The organism is Chryseobacterium hilariae (assembly GCF_051400735.1).
GTDB lineage: Bacteria > Bacteroidota > Bacteroidia > Flavobacteriales > Weeksellaceae > Chryseobacterium.
In genome coordinates this window covers 186,456-212,395 of sequence record NZ_JBLFFJ010000001.1, presented here as the reverse complement: position 1 = coordinate 212,395, position 25,940 = coordinate 186,456, and the positions used below count along the sequence as shown (strand labels likewise).

Genomic DNA, 25,940 nt, shown 5'->3' with positions numbered 1-25,940 from the left:
TTTTTTTTCAATATTTAACCTTAAAGATTGTATTATTATTAATCAAATTATATATTTACCACATTATTCAATATCCAGTGAAAAAAATTATACTTTTTCATCTATTCTCTTTTATATTGTTGTCGTCATTATTTTTTGCCCAGATCCCCGGAATGGTTAATTATAATGAAGAAGACGGTTTGAACAATTCGTATACCTACTCACTCAGCCAGGATAAGACCGGATTTGTATGGATAGGAAGTGATAACGGATTGTTCCGGTTTGACGGAAAGGAATTTAAACATTTCAACAATAAGCAGGGCTTAAAAAACATCGAAGCCCTGTCATGTATCCCTTTATCCAACGGAGAAATTTTTATTGCTCCTTTTCTGAATGATTTTGCGTACCTGAAAAACGGTAAGATTATCAATTCGGATTCTAACAGTGAATTACAAAAAATGCAGTTCACGGTTAATCCCGGCTATTATGTTGACAATGAATCTCTTTACCTGTTTTCCGCTTATAATCCGGACAATATTTACATGTATCACCATGAAAAGGTGAGCAGAATTCCTTTGGCAATCAAGAGCAGCCAGACAGATCCTTATTATGCTTTCGGCCTGAACATCGCTGATCAGATATTGTATCTGTTCCGTCAGGAAAAGAAGGAAAATATTCAGGCTTATAATATCATCACAAAAAAGAAAACAGCCTGCAATATTTCTATTAAGAAAAACACGGTCATATTAAGGAAAGGTGACATTTTTGTTTTCAGAAACAAAAGAACGATAGAAGTTTACAAACTTTACAACAAATTTTATTTCAAAAAACTTAAAAGCTATACCGCAAAGGAAAATATTCACCGGCTTGTTATAGACAATAATTACCGGCTCTGGCTATGTCCTGAAGAAGGCGGAGCTCTTTATTTTAAACAACCTTTATCTAATGACAGCAGGCTTTCCGATCCCGTGAGAATGATGGAAAACTATATTCTCAATGATATTTTAGTGGATAAAGACAACAATACCTGGTTTTCTACGCGGAATAATGGCATTTTTTTCATTGCTGACCAGTTTTTTAAAAATTATGTTCACTTTCCGATCAAAAATAATTCATCAAACATAAAGGCCATTGCCAAAAACAGCCATGGTATTTTTCTGGGGTATAATGAAGCTAAAAGCGGCATCTACCACAATGGGCAGGTAACAGACCTTGTTTTTGAAAAAAATATCAAAATAGAGCACAAAGCTATCTTTTCTGATGGAAACACAGTAATATTCGGGCTTACAAGGAGTCTTTTTCAGTATGATATCATGACGAGGGAAAAAAAATTTTTAAAGGATTATCTTTTAAAGAATATTGTGCCCTATACCCCGGGATCTATTATATTATGTACATCAGACGGGCTTATTGCTTATAATTATAAAACAGGCAGCTATACTGAGATCCTCAGCAAAGAAAGAATGTATACTGCTCTTCCCTATGCCAGGGATAGCTTGTTTGTTGGGAACTTTAAGGATCTTTATAAAGTGAATACTGTTTCTAAAAAGAAAAAACTGTTTCTGAAGGGATACTATTTTACAGACCTCAAGAAATTAGGTGATAATCTATACATCGGGGCTACCAACGTGAACGGGATTATTCTTTTTGATAACTTTAAGATCCTCAGGAAAATTTCGGAAAAAGCTGGATTGGTGATAGGGCAGATCAAAAAAATTGAAATAGAAAACAAAAATGTATTCTGGGCAAGTACTAATTATGGGCTCAGCAGGATTGAGCTTAAAGGATCTGATATCAGGATCAATAATTTCACACAGACAGATGGTCTGCCGTCGAATGCGGTGTCCGGATGTATTATTTCCGGTGATACCATCTATGCAGGAACCTCAAAAGGGTTGGGGATTCTTTCTATTAAAAATCTGATGAGCCAGAAGAAATTCATCAGCAAAAAAGTAATTATCAATTCAGTTGTCATTGGCGGCAGGGAAATTTTCGACATCAGCCAGCCGCTAACAGGCCAGACTCCTGACAATGACATTACCTTTAATGTAAGTTTTCCGGATTTTATTTCCCAGGGAAAGATAAGTTACCGGTATAAGATCGAAGGACTCAGCAATGATTGGCAAACAGGCACTTCCCAGAAAATCATTTTCTCTTCTCTTCCTCCGGGCAGTTATACATTTAAGATTTTCGGGATCGGCTATAATGGAAACCAGTCTTATAGCTCTACGAATCTTCAATTTGAAATCCTACCGAAATTCTGGCAAACCTTGTGGTTCAGGCTGATGATTATCAGCCTTGGTGCTGCCGCATTGTTTATTCTGATCAACTTTTATTTTCAGAAGAAGAGAAATAAGAAGCTGGAAACGTTGTACTATGAAAAAAAAATTGCCGAACTGGAACTGCAGGCCATTAAAGCACAAATTAATCCCCATTTCATTTATAACTGCCTCAATTCTATCCAGTTTCTTCTGTATAAAAAAGATTATAAAGAAACAGAGAATTATCTTGAAATATTTGCTCAAATGATCAGAAAGACTCTGCATTACTCCGAGAAAACATTTATGTCTATCAAGGATGAAGCAGATTATCTTTCATTATATCTGAATATGGAAAAACTCAGGTTAAAGCATCTGTTCGACTATAAAATTACTTTATCTGAAAACATCAACGAAAACTGGATGCTTCCTTCCCTGCTGATACAGCCTTTTGTGGAAAATGCCATCAAACATGGAATTGCAGGTTTAAAGGACAGAAAAGGAAATATACAGGTATCTTTTGACCACAATGGAACATCCATTTGTGTTATCATAGAAGATAATGGCACAGGCATTGGCAGCAAAAGGCAGACAAGCCCGGATTCTTTCGGGGTAAAATTATCTCAGAAAAGAATTGAAACATTCAGGCAGCTTTTTGAGACTCATATCATACTTGAAATCCATGATCTTTCCGAAAAAGAGCAAAGACCGGGAACCCAAATTAAACTTTATATAAAACCTTATGAAAACCAAAATACAGGCATGCATCATTGATGATGAACAGGATGGAAGAGATTATATTGCTCTTCTGCTGGAAAATGAATTTCCTGAGATACAGGTGGCATTTCAGGCATCAAGCGTGGAGGAAGCTTATATTTATCTTACTAAAAATTCCCCAGATATTCTTTTTCTGGATGTACAGCTGAAAGACGGTACTGCCTTTGACCTGCTTTCAAAGTTCAGAGAAATAGACTCCCGGATTATTTTCATTACGGCATTTGAAAATTTTGCCATCCAGGCTATTAAAAACAGTGCAGCAGATTATTTGCTCAAGCCTATCAAGAAAATGGATTTTATCATTGCTGTCAATAAAGTGCTGGAATCGATTAAAAAAAGTAAAATCCAGCCGGGCATTTCTTCCAGCGAGAACAAGATCAGCCTTCCTACCCTTCAGGGTTTCAAATTAACCAACATCAATGATATCATCCGCTGTGAGGCAGATTCCAGCTACACCACTTTTTATCTTGCGGATAAAACAAAGATCATTGTTTCTAAAACATTGCATGAATTTGAAGAACATCTTACAAAATATAATTTTTTCAGGATTCATCATAAGCATCTGATCAATCTTTTTCACCTTAAAGAATACATCAAAGGGAAAGGCGGACAGGTAGTAATGGCGGACCATTCTGTCCTGGATGTTTCTGTGCGTAAAAAGAATGATTTCTTAAACAAGATTGAAAATTTAGAATAAACTGTAGCCGAAATCATGTTTTCGTTTTGTTATCTGCCTTCCAGTTTTGCTATCATTTTTTTCAGCATTACCGGAACAATCAATTGGTGAAAAGGACGCACAGAAATGAAATACAGCATTCCCAGCCGGTTATGAGATTTCACAGTAGTTGAAATTGTTAAAAAACTATTTTCAGTGCCGTACTGTGTATTATCATAAAAAAGAGAAACCCTGAAATCAAGATGCTTATCATTCTCACCAATAATAATTTCGCAATCTGTCTTATCGAATATTTTGAAAATTCCTATCTGGTCTCCCACTTCAAGTTTAAAATCATCCGATGATAATGACTTACTTTTATCTGTTCCGGTTTTCAGTCCGAACATTTTCACGATACTGTTTCTAAAAGCAAACATTTTCTTTCCCCACTGAGGAGTGCTTGTGAAAAAAGTTTTGCCTATTTCCTCGGTGCTGATATTTCGTTTTCCTCCCAATTCTCCTTTAGAACTGTCTGTATAATCAAAAAATTTTCTTCTTTGAATTAAAGATCATTCCGGTATTGCAGTTTTTATAATTTTCAGGTATTAGAGTGGTTTTGGGTTCCATTCTAACAAATGTAACGGGCTTGCTGCAGAAAAGTCCTGAGCAACCTCAGCTTTCCTTTTTTTAATTACAATTAATAGCAGCAGGGCTTCACTTATTAGGAAAATGTATTCACTTATTAATTCACATTAAAGAGATTTTAAAAACTATTCTAATTTTAACCTATACACAAAATAAATATTAATTCTTAAAGTTTTTGTTGGTTTTTGATGTATAAAATCAATATAATATTATGGTAAGAATGTATTTTTTAACTATTTATCTTCTTTTAGGATGCCTTATGGTGAATGCCCAGGCACCATGTTCAGATTTTAATGACCCCAATAACCCTCCCGGACTTTGGACTCCTGCTCCTTATCCTAACGGAAACGTAGGCGTTTCTGCCGGTACCCCGAATACGCTGGATGGTTCCCAGTATATTATTCTTGATGATAAATCAGGCGGATCATGGTATATCAATCCTTCCGATTTTAAAAATTTAGGACAAAGATTTTTAGGCCAATGTCTTTATTTTGATTTCTATCTTGAAAAAGATGGCGGCTATGGTGCTCCTATTCACCCTACAATCTACATCATGTCCGGCAATCAGTACATTAGTTTTGTGGCCAATGTCACCGTAACTCCGGGAAGCGGATGGGTTCGTGTGCGTGCACCGATCGCTAATAGTACAGGAACTACCCTTCCAAGCAATTCGGATGGAACCTGGACGCTGGGCTCCGCAGCAACAACTGCTGATTTTAATAACATTATGAACAATTCCACGGCTGTTATGATATCTCCGGATTATACCTCAAACCCAAGCGAAAGAGTATGGTATGATAATATCTGTGTGAAATCATGTGACGGATGTACTGCAGATTTCAAACTTGACACTTCATTCAGTACCGTAACCAATGCGGCTACCGCTAACTTAACCCTGCTGAATCCTGTTCTGGTTTCTACACCTAACAATCCGGGAAGCACCTATACCGTGGCATGGGGCGACGGAACTTCTTCACCTTACATTACATCTACTCTAAGCCATACGTATACGGCTCCCGGAACGTATACGATCTGTGTGACTGAAAAGAAAGATAAAATGATCATATGTACAAGATGTTTTACATTCTGTTACTCAAAAAGAGACACTGTACCAACAAAAGAAGGCGGTGCAATCGCATTGAAATCTCCACTTTCCGATCTCGAGAGCATTGCTAAAACAGAACTTCAGGCAGCGGAACAAAGAGGAATTACCATGGTTCCTAATCCCGCTAAAAGCCATGTGGACCTACAGACCAACTTTTCTAAAAGAGAACTGGTGTCGGTAAGATTGATGGATCTTTCAGGAAAAGTTGTGCTTGAAAAATCTGAAATCCTCAACAGCGGGCCTCAGACCCTTACCCTGAATACTGAGAAGCTGGTGCAGGGTGCCTACATTGTTGAAGTTAAATCTGAACATACTACGAGTTCCCAGAAACTGCTGATTTCAAAATAAGCCCTCACGGAATGATACAACTTTAAAGGCTGTCCTTGCAAGGGCAGTCTTTTTTATGAAATTTCTGCTTCTGATTACAAAAAATGAATTAAATTCGAAGTAAGTAAAAAAGTCCTTTAATGATACAACTTCCATTATCCAAGCTTTCAAATGTAGGAACCACCATTTTCAGCCAAATGACACAGCTCGCCAATGAAAATGAGGCCATCAATCTTTCCCAGGGGTTTCCTGATTTCATGCCGGATGCTGAACTGCTGGATCATGTCAGTCATTTTATCCAAAAAGGATTCAACCAGTATGCTCCTTTGGGAGGAATGATGCCGCTCAAAGAAGAGATTGCCAGAAAAATAGAGAACAGCCACCAGGCAGTTTATCACCCAGATACCGAGATCACAGTTACTGCAGGAGGAACCCAGGCCATTTTTACAGCCATCGCCACTTTTGTTAAGAAAGAGGATGAAGTCATCATCTTTGAGCCTGCCTACGACTGTTATGAGCCTACAGTAGAACTTTTTGGAGGAGTTGTAAAGCGTTTTGAAATGAAAGCTCCGGATTATGAAATCGACTGGAATACCGTAAAGGATCTGGTGAGCGACAAAACTAAAATGATCATCCTCAATAATCCCAATAATCCTTCTGGGAAAATTTTAAAGGAAAATGATCTGCAGGAACTGATCAAAATTGTAAAAAACACTTCAATCCTTATCCTGAGTGATGAAGTATATGAAAATATTGTTTTTGACGGAAAGCAGCATCTCAGCATCTGCCAATATCCCGAGCTTAAAGAGAGAAGTCTTCTTGTTGCTTCGTTTGGAAAGCTTTTCCATGTCACAGGCTGGAAAACCGGTTATTGTGCTGCTCCTAAAAACCTTACTGATGAATTCAGAAAAGTCCATCAGTTCAATGTTTTCTGTGTCAATACACCTATCCAGCTTGCCCTTGCTGAATACATGAAAAATGATGAACATTACCTTAACCTGAACAGCTTTTTTCAGGAAAAGAGGGATTTTCTAAGAAAAGGTCTTGCAGGCACATCCTTCGGGCTTCTTGATTGTGAAGGAACCTATTTTCAAGGTCTCACGTATGATAAGATATCTGATAAAAATGATTTTGATTTCGCTTCGGAGCTAACGATCAATCATAAAGTGGCCAGTGTTCCTTTCTCTTCATTCTATAAAAACAAAAGAAATGATCACGTGATCCGCCTATGTTTTGCGAAAAAACAGGAAACACTGGAAAAAGCCATCGAAAACCTTTCCAGGCTCTAAGGCTTTATATAAGCGGGGAAAGCAATCTGGCCAGATGCTCAAAGAAGACTTTGTGCTTTGGTCTTTTCCGCCATGAATCAAGAAAAATTTCCTCGCTGTCATTCATATCTTCATGAAACAGGTTCTGAAGTTTTTCGTTGATTTCTTTATTAAAAACCAGTGCATTGACTTCAAAATTCAGTTCCTGGCTTCTTACGTCCATATTAGCTGTTCCCACACATGAAAAATGATCATCTATGATCATCGTTTTAGCATGGATAAACCCTTTTTTATAGAAGAAGATTCTTACATTATTTACCAGAAGCTCTTCGTAGTAAGAATATGCTGCCCCATTCACCACCATGGAATCACCGGATTTAGGAACCATAAGCCTTACATCTACCCCTGAAAGAGCAGCCTGCTTAATGGCATTCAGCACTGTTTCCACCGGAATAAAATAAGGAGTAACAATATAGATTCTTTTTTTGGCAGAAAGTACCGCCGATGTTGTACTCAGCATAATGGCTGGCTTGGTATCAGGACCGCTGGCAGCTGTCTGAATAAGTGAGTTCCCTTCCTCCTTATTCTTATGGTTAAAATAAAGCTGAGAGATTTCAGGAACCTTCTCCGTTGCAAAGATCCAGTTGCTGAAAAATAAAAACTGAAAGTAGAAAGACGCCCCTCCTTTGATATAAAGATGAACATCTCTCCAATACTGCTGGGGGTTAGGATTAATGTATTTATCAGAAACATTGATTCCTCCCGTAAAGACCTCTGCCCCATCCACAATGATGATCTTTCTGTGATCTCTGTAATTGACCCTATTGGCCAGCAACCTGAACGTAATTTTATTAACAGGTGATATTTCCACCCCACCATCTTTCAGTCTTTTCAAAAGATCGCGTCCTATTTTCCCGCTTCCCATATCATCATAGAGAAAACGGACGATCACACCTTCTCCGGACTTTCTGATCAGCAGGTCGGCAAGCCTGTTCCCTATCCCGTCATTATCATAAATATAGTATTCCATGTGAATATGATGGACTGCTTTTTCAATCACTTTAAAAACTTTTTCAAATTTACCTTCTCCATTGATCAGTATTTCTGCATGGTTTCCTTGCGACAGCGCAGAATGTCCGGCATTGTAAAGAAAATTGACTGTAGTTAAAAATTGTTCAATTTCATTTTTATGCGTTTCCAATGTTTTATGATGGGTTTCCCGGATATAGGTACTTACAGCTTGATAGATCTGTTCATTACGCTCAATTTTGAAAGTGTAGAATTTATTTTTACGGTAATTAACGCCAAATACAAAGTAGATAATAATTCCTAAAACCGGAAGGAAGATGATCAGCATAAGATACGCCAGAGTCTTACTTGTATTCTTGGTATCCATAATAATTTTACCCGCCAGAAAAATAATCCCGCCAAGATAAAGAATTTCAAGTCCTACAAGGATATAAGGAAACTGGTCAAAAAACTCTTTTATCATAGAAATGAAGTTTATGGATACTAAAGATAGGTAAATTTACCGGTTTAAAATCTGCTAAATTCACAACTGTTCTAGGTATTTAACCAATAAACAAAACCAGTTCTCAATATGAACTGGTTTTGTTTGGCTTAATTTAAAGATTCTTCATTACTCTACAGTCGCAATAACAAATGAAGGAATACATTTTCATTCATCTTTTCGCTCTTTTGCTATAAGAACATTCCTCCGGAAGCTTCTATTCTCTGGCCGTTGATCCAGCCTGCATCTTCAGTACACAGGAATGCCACTACCCCTCCGATATCATCCGGAAGTCCGGCTCTTCCCAGTGCTGTAATATTTGAAATCATTGAATTTACATTCTGATCGTCTCTTGTTCTTCCGCCTCCAAAATCTGTTTCAATAGCTCCCGGCGCTATAACGTTCGCCTTGATTTTACGGGATCCCAGTTCTTTTGCCATATATTTTGTCAGCATTTCTACACCGGCCTTCATAGAACCGTAAACAGAAGATCCCGGCAGGGCAAATCTTGCAAGTCCTGATGAAATATTAATAATTCCGCCACCATCATTAATGAAAGGAAGCATTTTCTGTGTCAGAAAGAAAACTCCTTTAAAATGAACATTTACGATGTCGTCAAGCTGTTCTTCCGTAGTTTCCATGATGGGAGCATATAAAGCTGTTCCTGCATTGTTGATCAGGAAATCGATATTTGGACTGCCTGTTTCAGTTTTCAGATGATCTGTAATGTTTTTCACAAATGCATCGAAGCTTTTGACATCCCTGGTATCCAACTGGTAAGCAGCAGCATTTTGGCCCAGTGCTTTTATTTCGCTGACTACAGCATCGGCTTCTTCACTGCTGTTTTTGTAAGTAATAATGACGTCTAATCCTTTTTGAGCAATCTTAAGAGCTGCATTTTTTCCAAGTCCGCGGCTTCCACCAGTGACTAATGCAATTTTTGTTTTTGTATTCATCGTTTTATATTATTTATTTTAATAATACAAAGTTGGAAAATTCTGCAGAAAAAGTGTTTGCCTGAATCAATCTGAAATTTGCAAAATTCAAATCATGCACGGAACTGCATCGGGGTAAATGAAGTCTTTCTTTTGAAAAAGTTAGAAAAATGGGCGATTTCTTCAAAACCCAGAGCATAAGAAATCTCAGAAACGTTCCATTTGGTTTGTCTTAAAAGAATTTTAGCTTCCTGGATCATACGGTCGGCAATAAATTCGGTGGTTGTTTTTCCAGTGCTTTCTTTTAATTTTTTATTTAAATAATTCACATGAACTGCTAATCTGTCAGCGTAATCTTTTGCCGTTTTCAGCTGTAATCTCTGATCTGAAGATTCTATCGGAAACTGCCTTTCCAAAAGTTCTATAAATAATGACACTACCCGTAATGAGGCATCATTTGAGGCAGAAAGCTTTGCAGCAGGCTGCAGCTTTTGTCCGTAATGGATCAGCTCCAGCACATAATTCCTGATCAGGTCATATTTGAAAATATAATCGGAATCTATTTCCTGTTTTATTTTTGTGAACAGAATTTCTATTTCGTCTGCCAGATCATCATCAATCTCGAACAGCGGAATATTTCCCGGCTGAAAAATCGGCAGGTCCTCCAATGAAAACCGGGATTGTGCCTTGATGAAGAAATCTTCTGTAAAAACACAGAAACTTCCCGACTGGTTAGGGTCTTCCGGCACCCAATGGTAGGGAACTTTAGGAGTAGCAAATAATAAAGCATTCTTTTTGATAGCTATGATTTTGTCTGCATATTCTGCCCTATTCTGTCCCCTGATCAGGCTTATTTTGTAATATTTTCTCCTGTTATAAGGCATTTCCGAAGTAGTTCGCGCTCTTTCGATAGTCTGCCTGATATCGAATACATTGAAATGTCCTATATCTTTATGAAGCCCTTTCGGAAAAATACTTTCAAGATCTTTTCCCAGTTTGGCGGCCATCTCTTTATAGAAGTCTTCAAGGGATGAATGAGCGATCTTTTCCATAACTGAACTTGTTTGTAAAATTCAAATATACAAAGTTAAAAGAATTTGAAAATGAAAAATATTTTACTTTTTTCTTCATGAAGTGATATACATTTAGATATTTTTCTTACCTTAGTTTTCAAACTAACTCACTAAAAATCAAAACATGAAAAATCAAGATTTACCAAAAGGGAAAAAACTGAACAAAAAACAATTAAGAAGTATCACCGGAGGATTAATGGACTGTATTGATCCTATGACCGGAGGCTGCAAAAAAATATCAATAGGCTGTGCACAGCTGCAATGTAGACCCGGAATAGAGCCTTAATAAGAATTAAAGCCGTTCATTAGTTGAACGGCTTTTTTTTAGTCCTTTATTAAATTTTACTAGAAAAAACGCTCCAGAGATGATCCCCGAAGCGTTTTCTATTATAACTAACTTTAATATATTCTTATACGTTGAATCTAAAGTGCATGATGTCGCCATCCTGAACGATATATTCTTTTCCTTCAACAGAAAGTTTTCCAGCTTCTTTAATTTTTACTTCGGAACCATAAGTGATATAATCATTATACTTGATTACTTCTGCACGGATGAAACCTTTTTCGAAGTCTGTGTGGATCACTCCGGCAGCCTGTGGAGCTGTCCATCCCTGTCCTATTGTCCATGCTCTTACTTCTTTTACACCAGCGGTAAAATAAGTCTGAAGCTTTAATAAGTCGTAAGCTTTTCTGATCAGACGGTTTACTCCAGGCTCTTCAAGTCCTAGTTCTTCAAGGAAAATCTCTCTTTCTTCGAATGTTTCCAGCTCATTGATATCTGCCTCGATCTGTGCTGCCAAAACAACAGTTTCTGCTCCTTCATTTTTAGCCATTGCATCGATCTTTTCTATCCATTCGTTTCCGTTTTTGATAGAGTTTTCATCTACGTTGCACACATATAGTACAGGCTTTTTGGTTAAAAGCTGAATGTCGTCTATGATAGGCTGTGTTAAATCATTTACCGGAAATTCTCTTGCGTTTTTCCCATCCTCAATGAATTTTTCAAGGTTCTGAAGAGTTTCATACACCAGGATATCATCTTTCTTTCCGGATTTGATGAACTTTTTAGCTTTTTCAACAGCTTTTCCTACTGTTTCAAGGTCTTTAAGCTGTAATTCGATATCGATAATTTCCTTATCTCTCATCGGGTCTACAGAGCCTTCAACGTGGATAATGTTACCGTTATCGAAGCATCTCAAAACATGGATAATTGCTTCACACTCGCGAATGTTGGCAAGGAACTGATTTCCTAGTCCTTCTCCTTTGCTGGCTCCTTTTACAAGACCTGCAATGTCAACAATTTCAACTACAGCTGGCAATACTCTTTCTGGATTAACTATTTTTTCGAGTTCAAAGAGTCTCTGATCCGGTACAGATACCGTACCCAGGTTCGGTTCTATCGTACAGAAAGGATAGTTTGCAGATTGAGCTTTAGCGTTGCTTAAGCAGTTAAAGAGGGTTGATTTACCTACATTCGGAAGGCCTACAATTCCACATTTCATATTGTAAAATTCAAAGTTTAATATTCAATGATGCTATTTAAGTCCGGGCTGGAATTCTGATGTTTAAATTCATACTCCGAACCACTGAACTTTCAGCCTGCAAAGATAGTGAATTTAAAGGGAGTTTCATAATAAAAAAATCTGCCGGGGTTTAGGCAGATTTTCAATAATTTTTTTCATCAATTGGTTTTATGGATTGTCACCTGTGGCATCCTGAGCCAGAGGAACATCATTCGGTGCTTCCTGCAATGTTTTATCTAAAGTAAATAAAGACTCATCTGTAGCACGGTCCCCGCCTGCAATTTTCAATTTATCAATCAGGTTGGAAGCCAGTGTTTCTTCTTCTATCTGCTCCTGTACGAACCACTGCATAAAATTCCATGTAGCCCAGTCTTTTTCTTCTAACGCCAGATCTACAATTCTGTAAATTGCTGTAGTATTGTCAACTTCATGTTTGAAGACACCGTCAAAACAATCTGTTAAAGATTCCGGATCGGCAGGAGGAGCCGGTATGGCATCTACTTTTGGTTTTCCACCTCTGTTCAGCACATATTCCATAAACTTGATAGAATGATTTCTTTCTTCTTGTGCATGCCTGTAAAGGAAATTGGCAATTCCCTGATATCCTTTATCATCTGCCCAAATCCCATACGATAGAAAAACGTGTGATGCGTGAATTTCTTTGTTCATCTGGTCACTCAGTGCTTTTTCAATAGTCGGGGAAAGTCTGTTGGTATTCATAATGCTATATTTTTGTGATTAGTTAATACTAATGCAAAAATAGTTCCGCCACTGTTTTATTTTCCTTCTGAAGAACTTCAATATACTTTTAAGTCACTGATATAAAGATGACTAAATATTTAATTTATAGCTATTCTAAAATAAATTGACTTCCTGTTTTTGAATCGGTTTTGTCTGAATATTAAAAAAACCAGCCCTCATTGAACTGGTTCTATTGTTTTCTTTAAAAATAATGATTTTTATTGCTTTTTTGAAGGTCTGTATAAATTTACTGAAAGATTAAAATCTTATAATAACTTTAACCTCCTTAAGTTATTTTATCTTTTTAGCCATATAATCACTTTCATTTCCGAGTCTGTCTACTGCTTTTATTGCAACTGCATTTAATCTTTTACCATCTTTAAATTTAGGAATATCTTTTGAAAGGGTATCCAATGTAAGGATTTCCGTTTCCCAAACTCCGTTGTACTGGCTGAAAAGCACCCATTGGAAGACATTTCCTATATTCTTTATACTCCAATTTGTTTGTACAAAACTTCCGTTATCAGCTATAAATAAAGTGGGAGCCTGTAATGGAACTGCTTTTATCCATGGTGTTTTCGGAACTAATGCTTTTTCGCTGTAAGGTCCGTTTTTCAGAGTAGGAAGCATGCCTGCATTTTTTGTTAATCCGGCAATGCTCCAATGAATTTCTCCGGCATTATTCTTCAGGACCTGTCTTGAAATTTCAATCTGATTTTTAATTTCCGAAGGGCGGTCTGATACTTTGATCTCAACGGTATTAAGGCCCGGCCAAAGATGGCGGTTCATTGTGTTTTCGGATTTCCACCAGTTCAGTAATGCTTCAAACCCCTGACCTTTGGCATCAATCGGCCAGTAAAGCTGTGGGGAGAAATAATCTACCCATCCTTTATTCAGCCATAATTTTGCATCAGCATATAGTTCGTCGTACTGAGAAGAACCCACAATTCCTGCAGGATATCCGGGCTTCCAGATTCCGAACGGACTGATCCCAAATCTCACATAATCTTTTTCTGCATGGATCTCTTTGTAAATTCTCTCTACAAATTTATTGACATTATCCCTTCTCCAGTCTGCTCTGGATAATGTTCCGCCGCTTCTCTGGTATTCATTCCAGGTTGTATTGTCCGGAAAGTCCGCTCCCCTGTTATAGGTGGCGTAAGGATAGAAATAATCATCAAAATGGATGGCATCGATGTCATATCTTTTCACAATATCTTTTACCACATTGGAAACATGCCCCTGCGTTTTAGGATTGGCAGGATCGAACCAGTACATGCCGTTTTTTAATCTTACCACAATATCAGAAAGCTTGCTCGCCATAGACAGGCTGTTTACAGCACCTCCGTTCGAATGATGGGCACGGTAAGGATTTAACCACACATGCAGCTCCAAGCCTCTTTTATGTGCTTCTTCAATCCAAAACTGAAGGGGATCATAATTGGGATAAGGAGCCATTCCCGTTTCTCCGGTCAGAAAGTATGACCAAGGTTCTATACTGCTTGTATATAGCGCATCGGCAGAAGGCCTGATCTGGAAGATCGCTGCATTGAAGTTGTTATTTTTCAGCATATCAAGCATGCTTATGGCTTCTGCTTTCTGCTGATCAACCGTTAAGTTATTTCTTGAGGGCCAGTTGATATTGGCTACACTGGCGATCCAGGCTCCACGAAATTCTCTTTTAACCTCCGGAAGAACGGTTCTGAAGTTCTCATCGGCTGAAGGAACTGCTGTTACAGGTTTTCCTGGGGTAACCGGATCTTTTGGTTTTATGGTATTGTTGTTAGGCTTTGCTGTATTTTTTGTCGGTGTTTGTTTTACTGTATTATTCTGGACAGAGCACGAACTAAATGATGCAAAAATTCCCAATAAAAGTACAGTCTTTAATTTATTCATTCTCATAGTCTGCAAAACTACATTAAATTATTTTTTTTGATTTTTAAATTTACTATAATAAATTACATTTTCAATTGAGAATTATCATTCAAAAATAATCGTCTTATTTCCATCAATAAAAACTTTGTCTTCAAAAACCAGTTTCAAAGCATTTGCCAAGACATTTTTTTCAACATCTCTTCCCAGGTTTGCAAGATCTTTTGCTGTTTTGGAATGACTCACTCTGATAATATCCTGATAGATTATTGGACCTTCGTCCAGATCATTGGTCACAAAATGTGCTGTTGCCCCAACAATCTTTACACCTCTTTCAAAGGCCTGTTTGTAAGGATTTGCACCAATAAATGCCGGTAAGAACGAGTGGTGTATATTGATTATCTTTCCTTTAAAATCTGCAACAAAATTGGGTGAAAGAATTCTCATGAACTTGGCTAAAATCAAATAATCGAATTCATAATTTTTAAGGGTTTGCTTGATTTGAATTTCATGTTCTTCTCTAGTGATATTTTCTGTAGAAATATAATGAAACGGAATATCAAATTTCTCTGTCAAATCTTTTAGGTTTTCATAATTCCCGATGACCGCCAGAATATTAAAATTAAGATCCTTAAAATGGTTTCTGATCAGCAGATCTGACAAACAATGATGTTCCTTTGTCACAAGAATAACAACATCCTTAGGCTTATTCTTACTTAGGTAGATGTCGCAGTTTCCCAATTGATCTTGGATTTGGGCCATCACTTTTTGCGGATCAGCAATTCCTGAAACCTCTGTTCTCATAAAGAACAATGACTTTTCGCTGTCTACAAATTCGTCATTTTTTATAATATTAAGCTTGTTTTCCAACAATACATCCGAGATTCTATATACCAACCCTTTTTGGTCTTTGCAGGCAATTTTAAAAGTAAAGTTCATCATTTGGTTTTGTTAAATTTAAAAATAAAAAAGTCCTCATTATTGAGGACTTTAAAAATTTATATGGATTATGCTTTCGCTGATCTGTCCATTCTTTTTCTTTCTTCTTCAGAAAGGATTTTTTTTCTCATTCTGATGAAGTTTGGAGTTACCTCAATTGCTTCGTCACCCTGGATATATTCCATACATTCTTCCAGTGAGAATAAGATTTTCGGTGCAACACCAGTATCTTTATCTTTTCCGGAAGCTCTCATGTTGTTCAGCTGTTTTGCTTCTACGATGTTTACAACCAAATCTCCAGGCTTGTTTTGTTCACCAATAATCATACCTGCATAAATTTCCTCACCCGGATCCACGAAGAACTTACCTCTGTCCTGTAATTTAGCGATAGAATATTCTGTAGCAGGACCTTGAGTTTTACTGATCAATACTCCATTGTTTCTTCCAGGAATAGATCCTTTGAAAGGCTTATATTCTGTGAAACGGTGTGCCATAATAGCTTCACCGGCAGTAGCAGTCAACATCTGAGAACGCAATCCGATCAAACCTCTTGAAGGAATTTCGAATTCCATATGCTGCATCTCTCCTTTAGTTTCCATAATATGAAGGTCTCCTTTTCTCTGAGTAGCCAAGTCGATTACTCTTGAAGCAAATTCTTCAGGAACGTCAACTACTAAAGATTCGTAAGGCTCACATTTTTCACCGTCAATTTCTCTCAGGATAACCTGTGGCTGACCAATTGTCATTTCGTAACCTTCTCTTCTCATTGTTTCAATTAAAACTGACAAGTGAAGAATACCTCTACCGAAAACAAGGAATGTATTGGCATCATCAGTCTGCTGAACTCTTAATGCTAAGTTTTTCTCTAATTCTTTCGTTAATCTCTCTTTCAGGTGATTAGAAGTAACAAATTTACCGTCTTTACCGAAGAAAGGTGAATTGTTGATAGAGAACGTCATGTTCAATGTAGGCTCATCAATGGCAGTTCTTGGCAATGGTTCCGGATTTTCAAGATCTACGAATGAATCACCAATCTGGAAAGCATCAAAACCTACAACAGCACAGATATCTCCTGCTTTTACTTCTGAAACTTTTTTCTTCCCTAACCCTTCAAAAACGTATAATTCTTTTACTTTTCCTTTCAGAACTTTACCGTCTGCCTGGGCAAGACCGATCCACTGCGATTCTTTAATTTCTCCTCTGATCACTTTTCCGATTGCAATTCTTCCCAAGAAAGAAGAAAAGTCTAAAGAAACGATCTGCATCTGTAAAGTTCCTTCAGATACTTTAGGTTCCGGAACATACTGTAAAATACCATCCAATAATGGTAAAATATCCTCAGTCTGTTCTAATGAAGTGTTGAACCAACCTTGTTTTGAAGATCCGTAGAACGTTGGGAAATCCAATTGCTCTTCAGTAGCTTCAAGGTTGAAGAACAAATCAAATACCTGATCGTGAACTTCGTCCGGACGGCAGTTTGGCTTATCTACTTTGTTGATAACAACTAATGGTCTAAGTCCTAATTCCAATGCTTTCTGAAGTACGAATCTTGTCTGAGGCATTGGTCCTTCAAAGGCATCAACCAATAGGATTACCCCATCTGCCATTTTTAGAACTCTTTCTACCTCACCACCGAAATCGGCGTGACCAGGAGTATCAATTACATTAATTTTAGTGTCTTTATAGGTAACAGAAATATTTTTGGATAAGATCGTAATACCTCTTTCTCTTTCAAGGTCATTGTTATCCATTATTAATTCTCCACTTTCCTGATTTTCTCTGAAAATGTTTGTAGCATGAATAATCTTGTCAACCAAAGTCGTCTTCCCGTGGTCAACGTGTGCGATAATCGCAATATTTCTAATGTTTTGCATGAATGATTTTTACGGGTGCAAAAATAGTGATTTCTAATGAATAATGAGCAAGAATATAAATTAATTAACAAATTCATAATGAGCAAGTTCACCATCAGGTCCCGTTAAAGCTTTAAAATTGAAGATTTTATAAATCTATTTGAATTGAAGTTTAAGAATCTACCATTGGGTTTTAATGATTAGGCCTACCAATATTTTTGTAAAAAATAAATACAAAAGACCTGAATTAAAATCATTGCTCCAAATTTCAGCAAAAATGATCTCTTTGAAATTTTATGCCTGAAAATCAGCATTCCTACAATTGCCCCTATAGTCCCTCCTATAAAGGTTGCCCCTAAAAGTGTACTCTCCGGAATTCTTCTTTTATGTTTAATTGAAAGTCTTTTATCCCAGCCGAAAATAATGAAAGTGAAAAAATTTATTATCAACAGAATGTATATCGTAATCATAGGGCAAAAGTAGTGAATTGAACGTTGGCTTCGAGTGTCTCAGCCATCTTATCTCTCAACCATTTAACTCTTCGGAAAGCAAATCCCTATATGCTACAGCTAATTGAGGAAGCAGCTCGGGGCATCTATTAATCAGTGCTTCTTTTTTCTTCCGACTCCATCCCTGTACTTGTTTCTCCCTGTAAAAAGCAAAATCAATACGCTCATATTCTTCATAATATATAAGCTAACAGGAAGTCTATTTTTCGTATGATTCGAACCTTAGCCTAATTGATTCTGAAGAATTCTACGTTCAAGATTATTTGTACTTCCGGTATAATAACTGCCGTCTGCACATAATAAAATGTACTCTCTCTTTCATATTTGTGTTTTCATAAATATAAAAAAGTTTTATCAATCCTCTAAATTTAATGCCTTAGCTCCATAAAAAAAGCTGCCCTCCTAAGAAAGCAGCTCTGAGTATTTGTATCTAACAAATTATTTTTTAGCTTTTACATCAACAGCAATTTCGATGTCTTTGCTGATCATCCACTCTGCTGGATCTGCTTCTGAAGTACCGAATTTGATTCCCCAATCTGCTCTGTTTACTGTAAATTTAGCCTGAACAGAAGCTGAACCTTCAGTAACATCCACTTTAGCAGGGAAAGTTACGTTCATTGTTTTTCCAGATAAAGTAAGGTTTCCGCTTACTGTTTTGTTTGCTCCTGCAACAGCATCTTTAGGTGCATCTTTCAGATCTGTAACACTTGTAATTTTAAAATCTGAAGTAGGGTTCTTTGCTGTATCGAAGAAATCAGGGTTTTTTAAGTGAGCTTCAAGATCTCCAGGTTTTTTATCTTTTTCTGTTACTGAAGCCGGATCTACTTTAATAGAATTCATATCGATCACAAAGTTTCCAGCAGTCAGTTGACCTCCTTCAACGCTTAAATCTCCTGATTTTACGTTAAGTGTCCCCCAACGAGGAGCCATACCTCCTTTGTGGAAAGCTTTCCAGTTTACCACAGAAGTAGCAACATCAACAGCTAAAACTTCACCTTTGCTCTCTGCTACTTTCTGCTCTGTTGCAGTTGATGCAGTATCTGCTGTTTTTTCTTTTGTACACGATGCTGCAAGTAATCCTATTCCTACTAACGCAATTACACTAAGTTTTTTCATATTGTTTATTTGTTTAAAAAATTGTTTAAAACTCTAAATTTAAGAATTTCAAAAATAGAAAACCATATTAATTATCAACTTAACATACATCAAGAAATGAAAGTTTCTGTTTTTTATGAGCTATTTTAAAAATGAAATGGCTAAAAAAGGACGATCCAAAATATTCCACTCTATACTAAAATTGCCTATTTTAGCTGTTTAAAATTTAGAATGAACGTTACAAGCTATATAAAACAGACACTCAATATATCCGAAAAGAGCATCAACAATACCCTTCAATTATTAGCAGAAGACTGCACTATTCCGTTTATTTCCCGCTATAGAAAGGACAAAACGGGAAACCTGGACGAAGTTCAGATCGAACAGATCTCAAAGATCAGCAAGCAGTTTGAAGAAATTGTAAAGCGAAAGGACAGCATTTTAAAATCAATTGAAGAACAAAATGCCCTGACAGCCGAACTGAAACAGAGAATTGAGGAAAGTTTCGATATTCTGGAGCTGGAAGATTTGTATTTACCTTTCAAAAAGCGCAGAAAAACAAAAGCAGATACTGCCAAGGAGAAAGGACTGGAACCTTTAGCCAAAATTATTATGAGTCAGAAAAGCAACGACCTGCAGTTTCTTGCCTCAAAATACCTGAACACTGAAGTTTCATCGGAAGAGGAAGCGCTTCAGGGCGCAAGGGATATCATGGCGGAATGGATCAATGAAAATATGTATGTCCGAAAAAACCTTCGCCGCCTGTTCCAGCGTAAGGCTGTAATCACTTCTAAAGCGGTCAAGGCTAAAAAAGAGGAAGAAGATGCACAAAAATTCTCACAGTATTTCGAATGGGAAGAGAATCTCAGCAGAACACCTTCTCACAGGCTTTTGGCAATGCTCAGAGCCGAATCTGAAGGTTTTGTGAAACTGAATATAGGAATTGATAAAGAAGAGGCCATTGATTTTATCGAAAAAGCCATCATCAAATCCAATAATGAAAGTTCGGATCAGATTGTCCTTGCCATTAAAGACAGCTATAAACGACTTTTAGAACCTGCGATTTCCAATGAAGCTTTGCAGGAAGCTAAAGAAAAGGCAGATAAAAAAGCTATTGAAATATTTTCTGAAAACCTGAGCCAGCTTCTTCTTGCCCCGCCTTTGGGCGAAAAAAGGATTTTAGCCATTGATCCGGGATACAAAAGCGGCTGTAAAGTAGTATGCATTGATGAAAAAGGTGATCTTCTCCATAATGAAACCCTCTACCCTCACGCTCCACAGAACGAAAGCGGAATGGCCATGAAAAAGATCCGTTCCATGGTGAATGCTTACAATATTGAAGCAATCTCCATCGGAAACGGGACGGCAAGCCGTGAAACTGAGTTTTTCATTAAGAAAATTGCTTTTGATAAGCCGATGCAGGTTTTTGTGGTTTCGGAAGCAGGAGCATCGGTATATTCCGCAAGTAAAATTGCAAGGGATGAGTTTCCTTCTTATGATGTAACGGTGCGTGGAGCAGTTTCCATCGGGAGAAGACTGGCCGACCCGCTCGCGGAACTGGTGAAAATTGATGCCAAATCCATCGGTGTGGGACAATACCAGCATGATGTAGACCAAACCCAATTGAAAAACGAACTTGATTCAACAGTTATGAAGTGTGTGAATTCCGTAGGAATCAATCTGAATACGGCAAGCAAATCACTTTTAAGCTATGTTTCGGGAATCGGAGAAAAGATGGCGGAAAACATTGTTAATTACCGAACAGAGAACGGTGCTTTTGAGGACAGAAAACAGCTTAAAAAGGTTCCGAGACTTGGTGAAAAAGCTTACCAGCAGGCTGCAGCTTTTGTAAGAATTTCCAATGCTAAAAATCCGCTTGATAATTCTGCCGTACATCCTGAAGCTTACGGAATTGTAGAAAAAATGGCCAAAGACCTTGGCATTAAAACCAATGAGCTGATTGCCAGCAAAGAAAAAACAGCTTTGGTAAAGCCTGAAAACTATATTACAGAAGAAATAGGAATTTTAGGAATCAAAGATATTTTAAAAGAGCTTGAAAAACCGGGATTAGATCCCCGAAAAGCAGCTAAAGTATTTGAATTTGATCCTCATGTAAAAAGTATCAGAGATTTAAAAGCCGGAATGATTCTTCCCGGAATTGTCAATAATATTACAGCTTTCGGGTGTTTTGTGGATATGGGAATCAAGGAAAGCGGACTTGTCCATATTTCCCAATTAAAAGATGGCTTTGTATCTGATGTGAATGAGGTGGTGAAACTTCATCAGCATGTCCGCGTAAGAGTGACAGAAGTAGATGAAGCGAGAAAAAGAGTGCAACTGAGCATGATTTTATAACGCATTAAAGATCGTTAAAATACCAACATATAAAAATAACAATACAATTGAGCTATAAGAATTTAATTTTCGACCTGGACGGAACACTTTGGGATCCAAGAGCCACAATCATCAAAGTATGGAATGAGGTCCTGATGAGAGATGATCTGATAAAAAAAGAAATGAAACCTGAAGATATGAACCAATACCTGGGTTTACTGGCAGACGATATTTTAAAAGATATCATTCCGGGAATTTCTGATCAAAAGGTTAAGGAAGTGCTTTCTGAGGTGGTACAGCGTGAAAGTAAAGTACTGCGCCTTCATGGCGGTATTTTGTATGAAGGAGTTTCAGAAACCCTGCACCATTTAGCAGGAAATCATCAGCTTTTCATAGTCAGTAACTGTCAGGACGGATATATTGAAGCATTTTTAGACTATTATCAGTTTAATGATCTGTTTACAGATATTGAGTGTTATGGCCGGACTCAAAAACCGAAATCGGAGAATATCCGGCTGATTATGGAAAGGAATGATTTAAGCCCTGAAAACTCTGTTTATATTGGTGATACGCAGACGGATTATAATTCTGCAAAAGCCAATGGCTTGCCTTTTATTTTCTGTGAGTATGGCTTTGGTGAATTGAGCACAAAAGATTATAAACCTTCTGTTTCGAAAATATCGGATTTGGAATCCTGGGTTTCATCTACTGTTTCTAAACTTTAAAATATTATTTAACCTGAATTCGGGATAAGGATTAAATTAAACGCAAAGATAGACAGAGCCGTTTCACTTATTGATAAATAATACAGGGAAATATATTGGTTTTACTTGCTGAATGGAATGCCCTTGTTTTCCTTATTAATAATTAATATGTCAAAAAATCTACCTTGTTTGCCTTTGCGATAAAAAACAAAGGCTGCACACTAATCTGCACAGCCTTTATTCTTGTAAGATTAATAAAACTAAATAATCTATATCCCGGGTTATAAATCTAATATCTGAAGTCTACCATCTCTACTTATAGTCCTTAGAATTCCTCTTCGGCTCTTTAGTTTCCGGCCAATTCATCGTTTCTCCTTTTTCATCCTTAGGTAATACTCTCCTTTCTCTGCTCGTAAATTCAGGATCTTCTGAGGCCATATAAGCCAAAGCAGCCGTTAAAACCACATTATTTTTAACCTCATCAAAAACGATCTTGTCATAGGTGTCTTTTGTGGTATGCCATGTATAACCGAAATATCCCCAGTTCAGAGAGCTTAAGGAAAATCCAGGCACTCCGGCTGCTACGAACGAAGCATGGTCAGAACCTCCGCCTCCGGGCATTCCCGGAAAATCTGTTTTAATGTGGTCTCTCACCGTTTTCGGAACTCCGGTTAACCATTTTCCGATATAGCTGTAAGAATTCACAAATCCCTGTCCGCTGATATTGATCACGCGCCCTGTCCCGTTATCCTGATTGAATACCGCCTGTGTTCCTTTCATAATCTGCGGATTATCTGCTACAAATCCTCTTGAACCATTCAGCCCCTGCTCTTCACTTCCCCAAAGTCCAACAACGATAGTCCTTTTATTGTTTGGGTAATATTTTTTCAGTATTCTCATGGCTTCAAGCATGGTAAGGGTACCCGTTCCGTTATCTGTGGCTCCCTGTGCTCCATCCCAGGAATCAAGGTGAGCAGAAAGAATCACATATTCCTCAGGCTTTTCTTTTCCTTTAATGATACCGATTGTATTAAAATTTTTTGCATCAGGAAGGATTTTGGACTGTGCTTCTACCCTGATCTTAGGTTTTGCTCCTTTTTCTGCCATTCTGTAAAGCATCCCGTAATCTTCTACATCAATATCTATCATTGGAATCTTTGACGTTTTCGCTCCGAAAATCCTGTTCGCTCCCATAATACCTGTCCAATTGGAAATAGCAATTCCTGCTGCTCCCGCTTTTTCCAAAGCTTCCGGAAGCGTATTGTTATCATAACCAATATTTTTTATATAATCGCGAAATTCTTTTCCGGCTTGCTCTTTTTCTGCTTTCAGTTTTTCATACAGTTCCGGGGTGGCAAATTCTTTAATCTGCTCGTCTGAACGGCCGATCTTCTGATATTGTGCCATAAGCACTATTTTCCCTTTTGCAGAAGGAAGCCATGCATCAAACTCAGTTTTGGAAGAAACTTTTGGAAGCACTATAACTTCGGCTTCTACTGCTTTTTTCGTTGCCGGACTCCACGCAAGCTGTGTTGCAGCCAATGATTTCACACGGGGATACACCATATCTACATGCGTAATTCCACGCTGCCATCCTTTCCATGTACCGAACTGCTGAAGGCTGGATTCTATTCCCCAGGAACTGAGTTTAGCGGCAGACCATTCATTAGCTGCCAGCATTTCAGGAGTTCCCACAAGACGCGGTCCGATACCGTCCAACAGCTCATACGCCATATTTTCCAGCTGGGAATTGTTATTGATTTCATCTACAAAGCTTTTCACAATAGGATCAAGCTTTTCTTTCGGATCTACCTTCACCTGAGCCCACGAGAACTGGGCGGCCAGCATAAGTACAGGCACAGCAAAAAATTTATTTATCTTCATAACATATATTGAATGTTTAAAGATAACAGAATTTGCTTGAATAAAGAAAAAAATACAGAAATTAAAGGGCTATTTGCTGATTTAGCAATTTGGCAATTTTGATCAAAACAGAATAATTTGACCAGTGAAATCAAGGCATAAAAAAACCGGCTCAGTGAGCCGGTTTGGGAACGAATTATTTTTTAGCTTCTTCTACAGAAACTTTTCTGAATTCTTTGAACAGTTTGCTAAGTTCTAAAGCTGATTTACGAGCTCTTGTACCTGCAGCTTTGTTTCCTTTTTCTGCTTGTTGGTTAGCCTCAGTTGCAAACGCTTCGAATTCAGCGTTGATTTTTTCAATTAGTTCTTTCATTATTTTTAAAATTTAGGGTGCAAATATAGGTTTTATGGTAATTCCAGCCTAACTCCGACTAAAAAATTTTAGGCCAAAATGCATTTTTTTTCTTCTTTTCCTCCACCAGGCTTTCTTTTTTTGTGGTTATAATAAAAATTCAGTGTTTTTATTGGGTCTATCGGGCTTGTAAAAGGATTATTAGAGTATTATATTGTCTTTTCATCCGAACATTTATTCTTATTCCAAAATTCTATCATAAAAAAGATAATCTTACAAAACCGTTTGTTTCTTAAAATTGACAGTTCCCAGATAATAAAACAGCAGACTAAACAGCAATAGCGGCCCCAGCATGGCTAACCAGTTGATTTTGCTCTGTTCATTATAATATTCCAGTTGAAATTGCTTCCAGTTAATACTTCCCGTCGGTTCGTTAGCAAAGATTTTAGGATAAAACAAAAGCCTTTTCCCTTCATGAAAATGTTCTGCAGCCTGTGTAAATCTCAACTGATCAGCCAATCCGGATCCTGTAAGATCACTCAACTGAAACTGCACGTGAAGCCCGGGCACAAAATAAGAAAGGATACGGCTCATTTCTTCTCTTTTCCAAAGTTTTGCTTTCAACTGATCAGACTGACTTTTAGACTCATCATCTCCCATCTGTTGCATCGCATAATACCAAAGCCAGTTAAAGCTTTCTTTAGGATAACCATACGATCTGAACTGCGGATAATGTCTGTAAAACTTCTCTATAGTTGGCTTCTGATCAGTATCCCATTTTTCGTGATAAGCTTCTCTCTGCTCAATTGCCGTATCCAATGCTTCCGGTAAAGGATATTTGCTTAAAATAAAATTATTGAGCATTGCGGGAAGAATAATAGTGAGCACAATCCAGAAACATAAAAGTCCGGCAGCACCTGCCCGGGAACTTTTATTCCAGGAAACCACCCAGAAACTTAAAGCAAACCAAACAATAATATAAAAGAGTGAGACCAAAACAAAAGCTGCCAATGCTCCATTAATTCTCAAATCCAGAATGGGAATTGACAGAATAATCAGAAACAGTAAAACTCCGGTAATCACTGCAAAACGGACCACGAATTTTTTAAACAAAATTCTGAAAGGCGCCTGAGCCTGTACGGAAAGCAGAATCCATGTACTTTGCTCTTTTTCTTCGGACAGAAGATTGTAACAATAGGAAATAATGACCAACGGGAAGAGGAAAATAATCACAAACCCCAGATCCAGACTGCCCAGAAGCAGACTTACAGGATTCTGAAGATCCGTATCATATTTCTGTCCTTCCAGATTTCTGATCGTTAGGCTCTGTATGGAAGGGTTTACGTCCCTCTGCCCTATTGACAGTGCATTCAGGTTGTCTGTTTTATTAACCAATCCAAATTTCAGATAATATAATAAGAGTCCGAGGTCATTTTCTATGTAGCCCGTATATCTTTCAATATGTTCTTTCTGATAAATAGCCGTATGTTCAATATTGGCTTTCTGCTTCTCAATAAACTGCCTGCCCACAAAAATACTGACCAGTCCTGATAACAGCAGGAACAGCATTCCCAGATAGGCAGACTGGGAACGGATGAAGTTCTTAAATAATAAAAGGTACAT

Annotated in this window: 22 protein-coding genes; 7 read left to right on the top strand and 15 right to left on the bottom strand. The window is 37.6% G+C overall.

The features are described from left to right. Positions 1-152: 152 nt before the first annotated feature. Positions 153-3,011 (top strand): sensor histidine kinase, encoded by a 2,859-nt coding sequence (locus ACMGDK_RS00975; protein ID WP_436806202.1) that lies wholly within the window; start codon positions 153-155, stop codon positions 3,009-3,011. Further along, the gene (locus ACMGDK_RS00970; RefSeq protein ID WP_436806201.1) at positions 2,980-3,711 is read left to right on the top strand and encodes a LytR/AlgR family response regulator transcription factor; all 732 of its coding nucleotides are present in this window, start codon (positions 2,980-2,982) and stop codon (positions 3,709-3,711) included. The genes ACMGDK_RS00975 and ACMGDK_RS00970 overlap by 32 nt, the downstream gene beginning before the upstream one ends. Positions 3,712-3,740: 29 nt before the next feature. On the opposite strand, the gene ACMGDK_RS00965 is transcribed toward ACMGDK_RS00970, so the two are convergent. Next, positions 3,741-4,232, bottom strand: coding sequence for a DUF2867 domain-containing protein (locus ACMGDK_RS00965; RefSeq protein WP_436807242.1), 492 nt, complete (start codon positions 4,230-4,232; stop codon positions 3,741-3,743). A gap of 293 nt (positions 4,233-4,525) precedes the next feature. On the opposite strand from ACMGDK_RS00965, the gene ACMGDK_RS00960 reads away from it, so the two are divergent. Next, positions 4,526-5,767 (top strand): T9SS type A sorting domain-containing protein, encoded by a 1,242-nt coding sequence (locus tag ACMGDK_RS00960; protein ID WP_436806200.1) that lies wholly within the window; start codon positions 4,526-4,528, stop codon positions 5,765-5,767. A gap of 119 nt (positions 5,768-5,886) precedes the next feature. Next, positions 5,887-7,035, top strand: a complete 1,149-nt coding sequence (locus ACMGDK_RS00955; RefSeq protein WP_436806199.1) for a methionine aminotransferase — start codon at positions 5,887-5,889, stop codon at positions 7,033-7,035. A gap of 4 nt (positions 7,036-7,039) precedes the next feature. Here the strand turns inward: ACMGDK_RS00955 and cls are convergent, their stop codons facing one another. From cls to ACMGDK_RS00940, 3 genes are all read right to left on the bottom strand, one after another. After that, complete coding sequence (gene cls / locus ACMGDK_RS00950) at positions 7,040-8,506, bottom strand: cardiolipin synthase (protein WP_436806198.1); 1,467 nt, start codon at positions 8,504-8,506, stop codon at positions 7,040-7,042. Positions 8,507-8,715: 209 nt separating this feature from the next. Continuing rightward, the gene (locus tag ACMGDK_RS00945; RefSeq protein ID WP_436806197.1) at positions 8,716-9,480 is read right to left on the bottom strand and encodes an SDR family NAD(P)-dependent oxidoreductase; all 765 of its coding nucleotides are present in this window, start codon (positions 9,478-9,480) and stop codon (positions 8,716-8,718) included. 92 nt (positions 9,481-9,572) lie between these two features. Then, positions 9,573-10,511, bottom strand: coding sequence for a helix-turn-helix domain-containing protein (locus ACMGDK_RS00940; protein WP_436806196.1), 939 nt, complete (start codon positions 10,509-10,511; stop codon positions 9,573-9,575). Positions 10,512-10,656: 145 nt separating this feature from the next. Between ACMGDK_RS00940 and ACMGDK_RS00935 the strand changes: the two genes are divergently transcribed. Continuing rightward, positions 10,657-10,818 (top strand): bacteriocin, encoded by a 162-nt coding sequence (locus tag ACMGDK_RS00935; protein WP_436806195.1) that lies wholly within the window; start codon positions 10,657-10,659, stop codon positions 10,816-10,818. Between the two features lie 124 nt (positions 10,819-10,942). Here ACMGDK_RS00935 and ychF read toward each other — a convergent pair whose 3' ends face one another. The 8 genes from ychF to ACMGDK_RS00895 form a co-directional block, all read right to left on the bottom strand. Further along, entirely contained in the window at positions 10,943-12,034 is a 1,092-nt protein-coding gene (ychF, locus tag ACMGDK_RS00930; RefSeq protein ID WP_111958334.1) for a redox-regulated ATPase YchF, read from the bottom strand. Between the two features lie 189 nt (positions 12,035-12,223). After that, a complete protein-coding gene (locus ACMGDK_RS00925; protein WP_436806194.1) occupies positions 12,224-12,775 on the bottom strand; it encodes a ferritin in 552 nt (183 codons plus the stop codon). 312 nt (positions 12,776-13,087) lie between these two features. Further along, on the bottom strand, positions 13,088-14,698 hold the full coding sequence (locus ACMGDK_RS00920) for a glycoside hydrolase family 10-like protein (RefSeq protein ID WP_436806193.1): 1,611 nt from the start codon (positions 14,696-14,698) through the stop codon (positions 13,088-13,090). Positions 14,699-14,776: 78 nt separating this feature from the next. Then, positions 14,777-15,610: a formyltetrahydrofolate deformylase gene (purU, locus tag ACMGDK_RS00915; RefSeq protein WP_436806192.1), complete on the bottom strand. Its 834-nt coding sequence runs from the start codon at positions 15,608-15,610 to the stop codon at positions 14,777-14,779. A 65-nt stretch (positions 15,611-15,675) separates the two neighbouring features. Continuing rightward, positions 15,676-17,481, bottom strand: coding sequence for a translational GTPase TypA (typA, locus tag ACMGDK_RS00910; protein WP_436806191.1), 1,806 nt, complete (start codon positions 17,479-17,481; stop codon positions 15,676-15,678). Between the two features lie 185 nt (positions 17,482-17,666). Next, the gene (locus ACMGDK_RS00905) at positions 17,667-17,930 is read right to left on the bottom strand and encodes a DUF1294 domain-containing protein (RefSeq protein ID WP_436806190.1); all 264 of its coding nucleotides are present in this window, start codon (positions 17,928-17,930) and stop codon (positions 17,667-17,669) included. A 261-nt stretch (positions 17,931-18,191) separates the two neighbouring features. Beyond that, a complete protein-coding gene (locus tag ACMGDK_RS00900) occupies positions 18,192-18,275 on the bottom strand; it encodes a GIY-YIG nuclease family protein (protein WP_436807241.1) in 84 nt (27 codons plus the stop codon). A 132-nt stretch (positions 18,276-18,407) separates the two neighbouring features. Beyond that, positions 18,408-19,085 (bottom strand): YceI family protein, encoded by a 678-nt coding sequence (locus tag ACMGDK_RS00895; RefSeq protein WP_436806189.1) that lies wholly within the window; start codon positions 19,083-19,085, stop codon positions 18,408-18,410. Positions 19,086-19,295: 210 nt separating this feature from the next. Between ACMGDK_RS00895 and ACMGDK_RS00890 the strand changes: the two genes are divergently transcribed. Together ACMGDK_RS00890 and ACMGDK_RS00885 are read left to right on the top strand one after the other, a co-directional pair. Further along, positions 19,296-21,419: a Tex family protein gene (locus ACMGDK_RS00890; RefSeq protein WP_436806188.1), complete on the top strand. Its 2,124-nt coding sequence runs from the start codon at positions 19,296-19,298 to the stop codon at positions 21,417-21,419. 47 nt (positions 21,420-21,466) lie between these two features. After that, on the top strand, positions 21,467-22,123 hold the full coding sequence (locus tag ACMGDK_RS00885; protein ID WP_436806187.1) for an HAD family hydrolase: 657 nt from the start codon (positions 21,467-21,469) through the stop codon (positions 22,121-22,123). Between the two features lie 291 nt (positions 22,124-22,414). On the opposite strand, the gene ACMGDK_RS00880 is transcribed toward ACMGDK_RS00885, so the two are convergent. From ACMGDK_RS00880 to ACMGDK_RS00870, 3 genes are all read right to left on the bottom strand, one after another. Further along, positions 22,415-23,986 (bottom strand): M20/M25/M40 family metallo-hydrolase, encoded by a 1,572-nt coding sequence (locus ACMGDK_RS00880; RefSeq protein ID WP_436806186.1) that lies wholly within the window; start codon positions 23,984-23,986, stop codon positions 22,415-22,417. Positions 23,987-24,161: 175 nt separating this feature from the next. After that, entirely contained in the window at positions 24,162-24,338 is a 177-nt protein-coding gene (locus tag ACMGDK_RS00875) for a BF3379 family histone-like protein (RefSeq protein ID WP_040994607.1), read from the bottom strand. Positions 24,339-24,590: 252 nt separating this feature from the next. Then, positions 24,591-25,940 (bottom strand): DUF3526 domain-containing protein, encoded by a 1,350-nt coding sequence (locus ACMGDK_RS00870; RefSeq protein ID WP_436806185.1) that lies wholly within the window; start codon positions 25,938-25,940, stop codon positions 24,591-24,593.

Coding starts and splice junctions, on each gene's coding strand:
- ACMGDK_RS00895 (WP_436806189.1), bottom strand. CDS start 19,085: ATGAAAAAACTTAGTGTAATTGCGTTAGTAGGAATAGGATTACTTGCA.
- ACMGDK_RS00925 (WP_436806194.1), bottom strand. CDS start 12,775: ATGAATACCAACAGACTTTCCCCGACTATTGAAAAAGCACTGAGTGAC.
- ACMGDK_RS00940 (WP_436806196.1), bottom strand. CDS start 10,511: ATGGAAAAGATCGCTCATTCATCCCTTGAAGACTTCTATAAAGAGATG.
- cls (WP_436806198.1), bottom strand. CDS start 8,506: ATGATAAAAGAGTTTTTTGACCAGTTTCCTTATATCCTTGTAGGACTT.
- purU (WP_436806192.1), bottom strand. CDS start 15,610: ATGATGAACTTTACTTTTAAAATTGCCTGCAAAGACCAAAAAGGGTTG.
- ACMGDK_RS00905 (WP_436806190.1), bottom strand. CDS start 17,930: ATGATTACGATATACATTCTGTTGATAATAAATTTTTTCACTTTCATT.
- ACMGDK_RS00870 (WP_436806185.1), bottom strand. CDS start 25,940: ATGTACCTTTTATTATTTAAGAACTTCATCCGTTCCCAGTCTGCCTAT.
- ychF (WP_111958334.1), bottom strand. CDS start 12,034: ATGAAATGTGGAATTGTAGGCCTTCCGAATGTAGGTAAATCAACCCTC.
- typA (WP_436806191.1), bottom strand. CDS start 17,481: ATGCAAAACATTAGAAATATTGCGATTATCGCACACGTTGACCACGGG.
- ACMGDK_RS00875 (WP_040994607.1), bottom strand. CDS start 24,338: ATGAAAGAACTAATTGAAAAAATCAACGCTGAATTCGAAGCGTTTGCA.
- ACMGDK_RS00960 (WP_436806200.1), top strand. CDS start 4,526: ATGGTAAGAATGTATTTTTTAACTATTTATCTTCTTTTAGGATGCCTT.
- ACMGDK_RS00935 (WP_436806195.1), top strand. CDS start 10,657: ATGAAAAATCAAGATTTACCAAAAGGGAAAAAACTGAACAAAAAACAA.
- ACMGDK_RS00970 (WP_436806201.1), top strand. CDS start 2,980: ATGAAAACCAAAATACAGGCATGCATCATTGATGATGAACAGGATGGA.
- ACMGDK_RS00955 (WP_436806199.1), top strand. CDS start 5,887: ATGATACAACTTCCATTATCCAAGCTTTCAAATGTAGGAACCACCATT.
- ACMGDK_RS00945 (WP_436806197.1), bottom strand. CDS start 9,480: ATGAATACAAAAACAAAAATTGCATTAGTCACTGGTGGAAGCCGCGGA.
- ACMGDK_RS00880 (WP_436806186.1), bottom strand. CDS start 23,986: ATGAAGATAAATAAATTTTTTGCTGTGCCTGTACTTATGCTGGCCGCC.
- ACMGDK_RS00920 (WP_436806193.1), bottom strand. CDS start 14,698: ATGAGAATGAATAAATTAAAGACTGTACTTTTATTGGGAATTTTTGCA.
- ACMGDK_RS00890 (WP_436806188.1), top strand. CDS start 19,296: ATGAACGTTACAAGCTATATAAAACAGACACTCAATATATCCGAAAAG.
- ACMGDK_RS00975 (WP_436806202.1), top strand. CDS start 153: ATGGTTAATTATAATGAAGAAGACGGTTTGAACAATTCGTATACCTAC.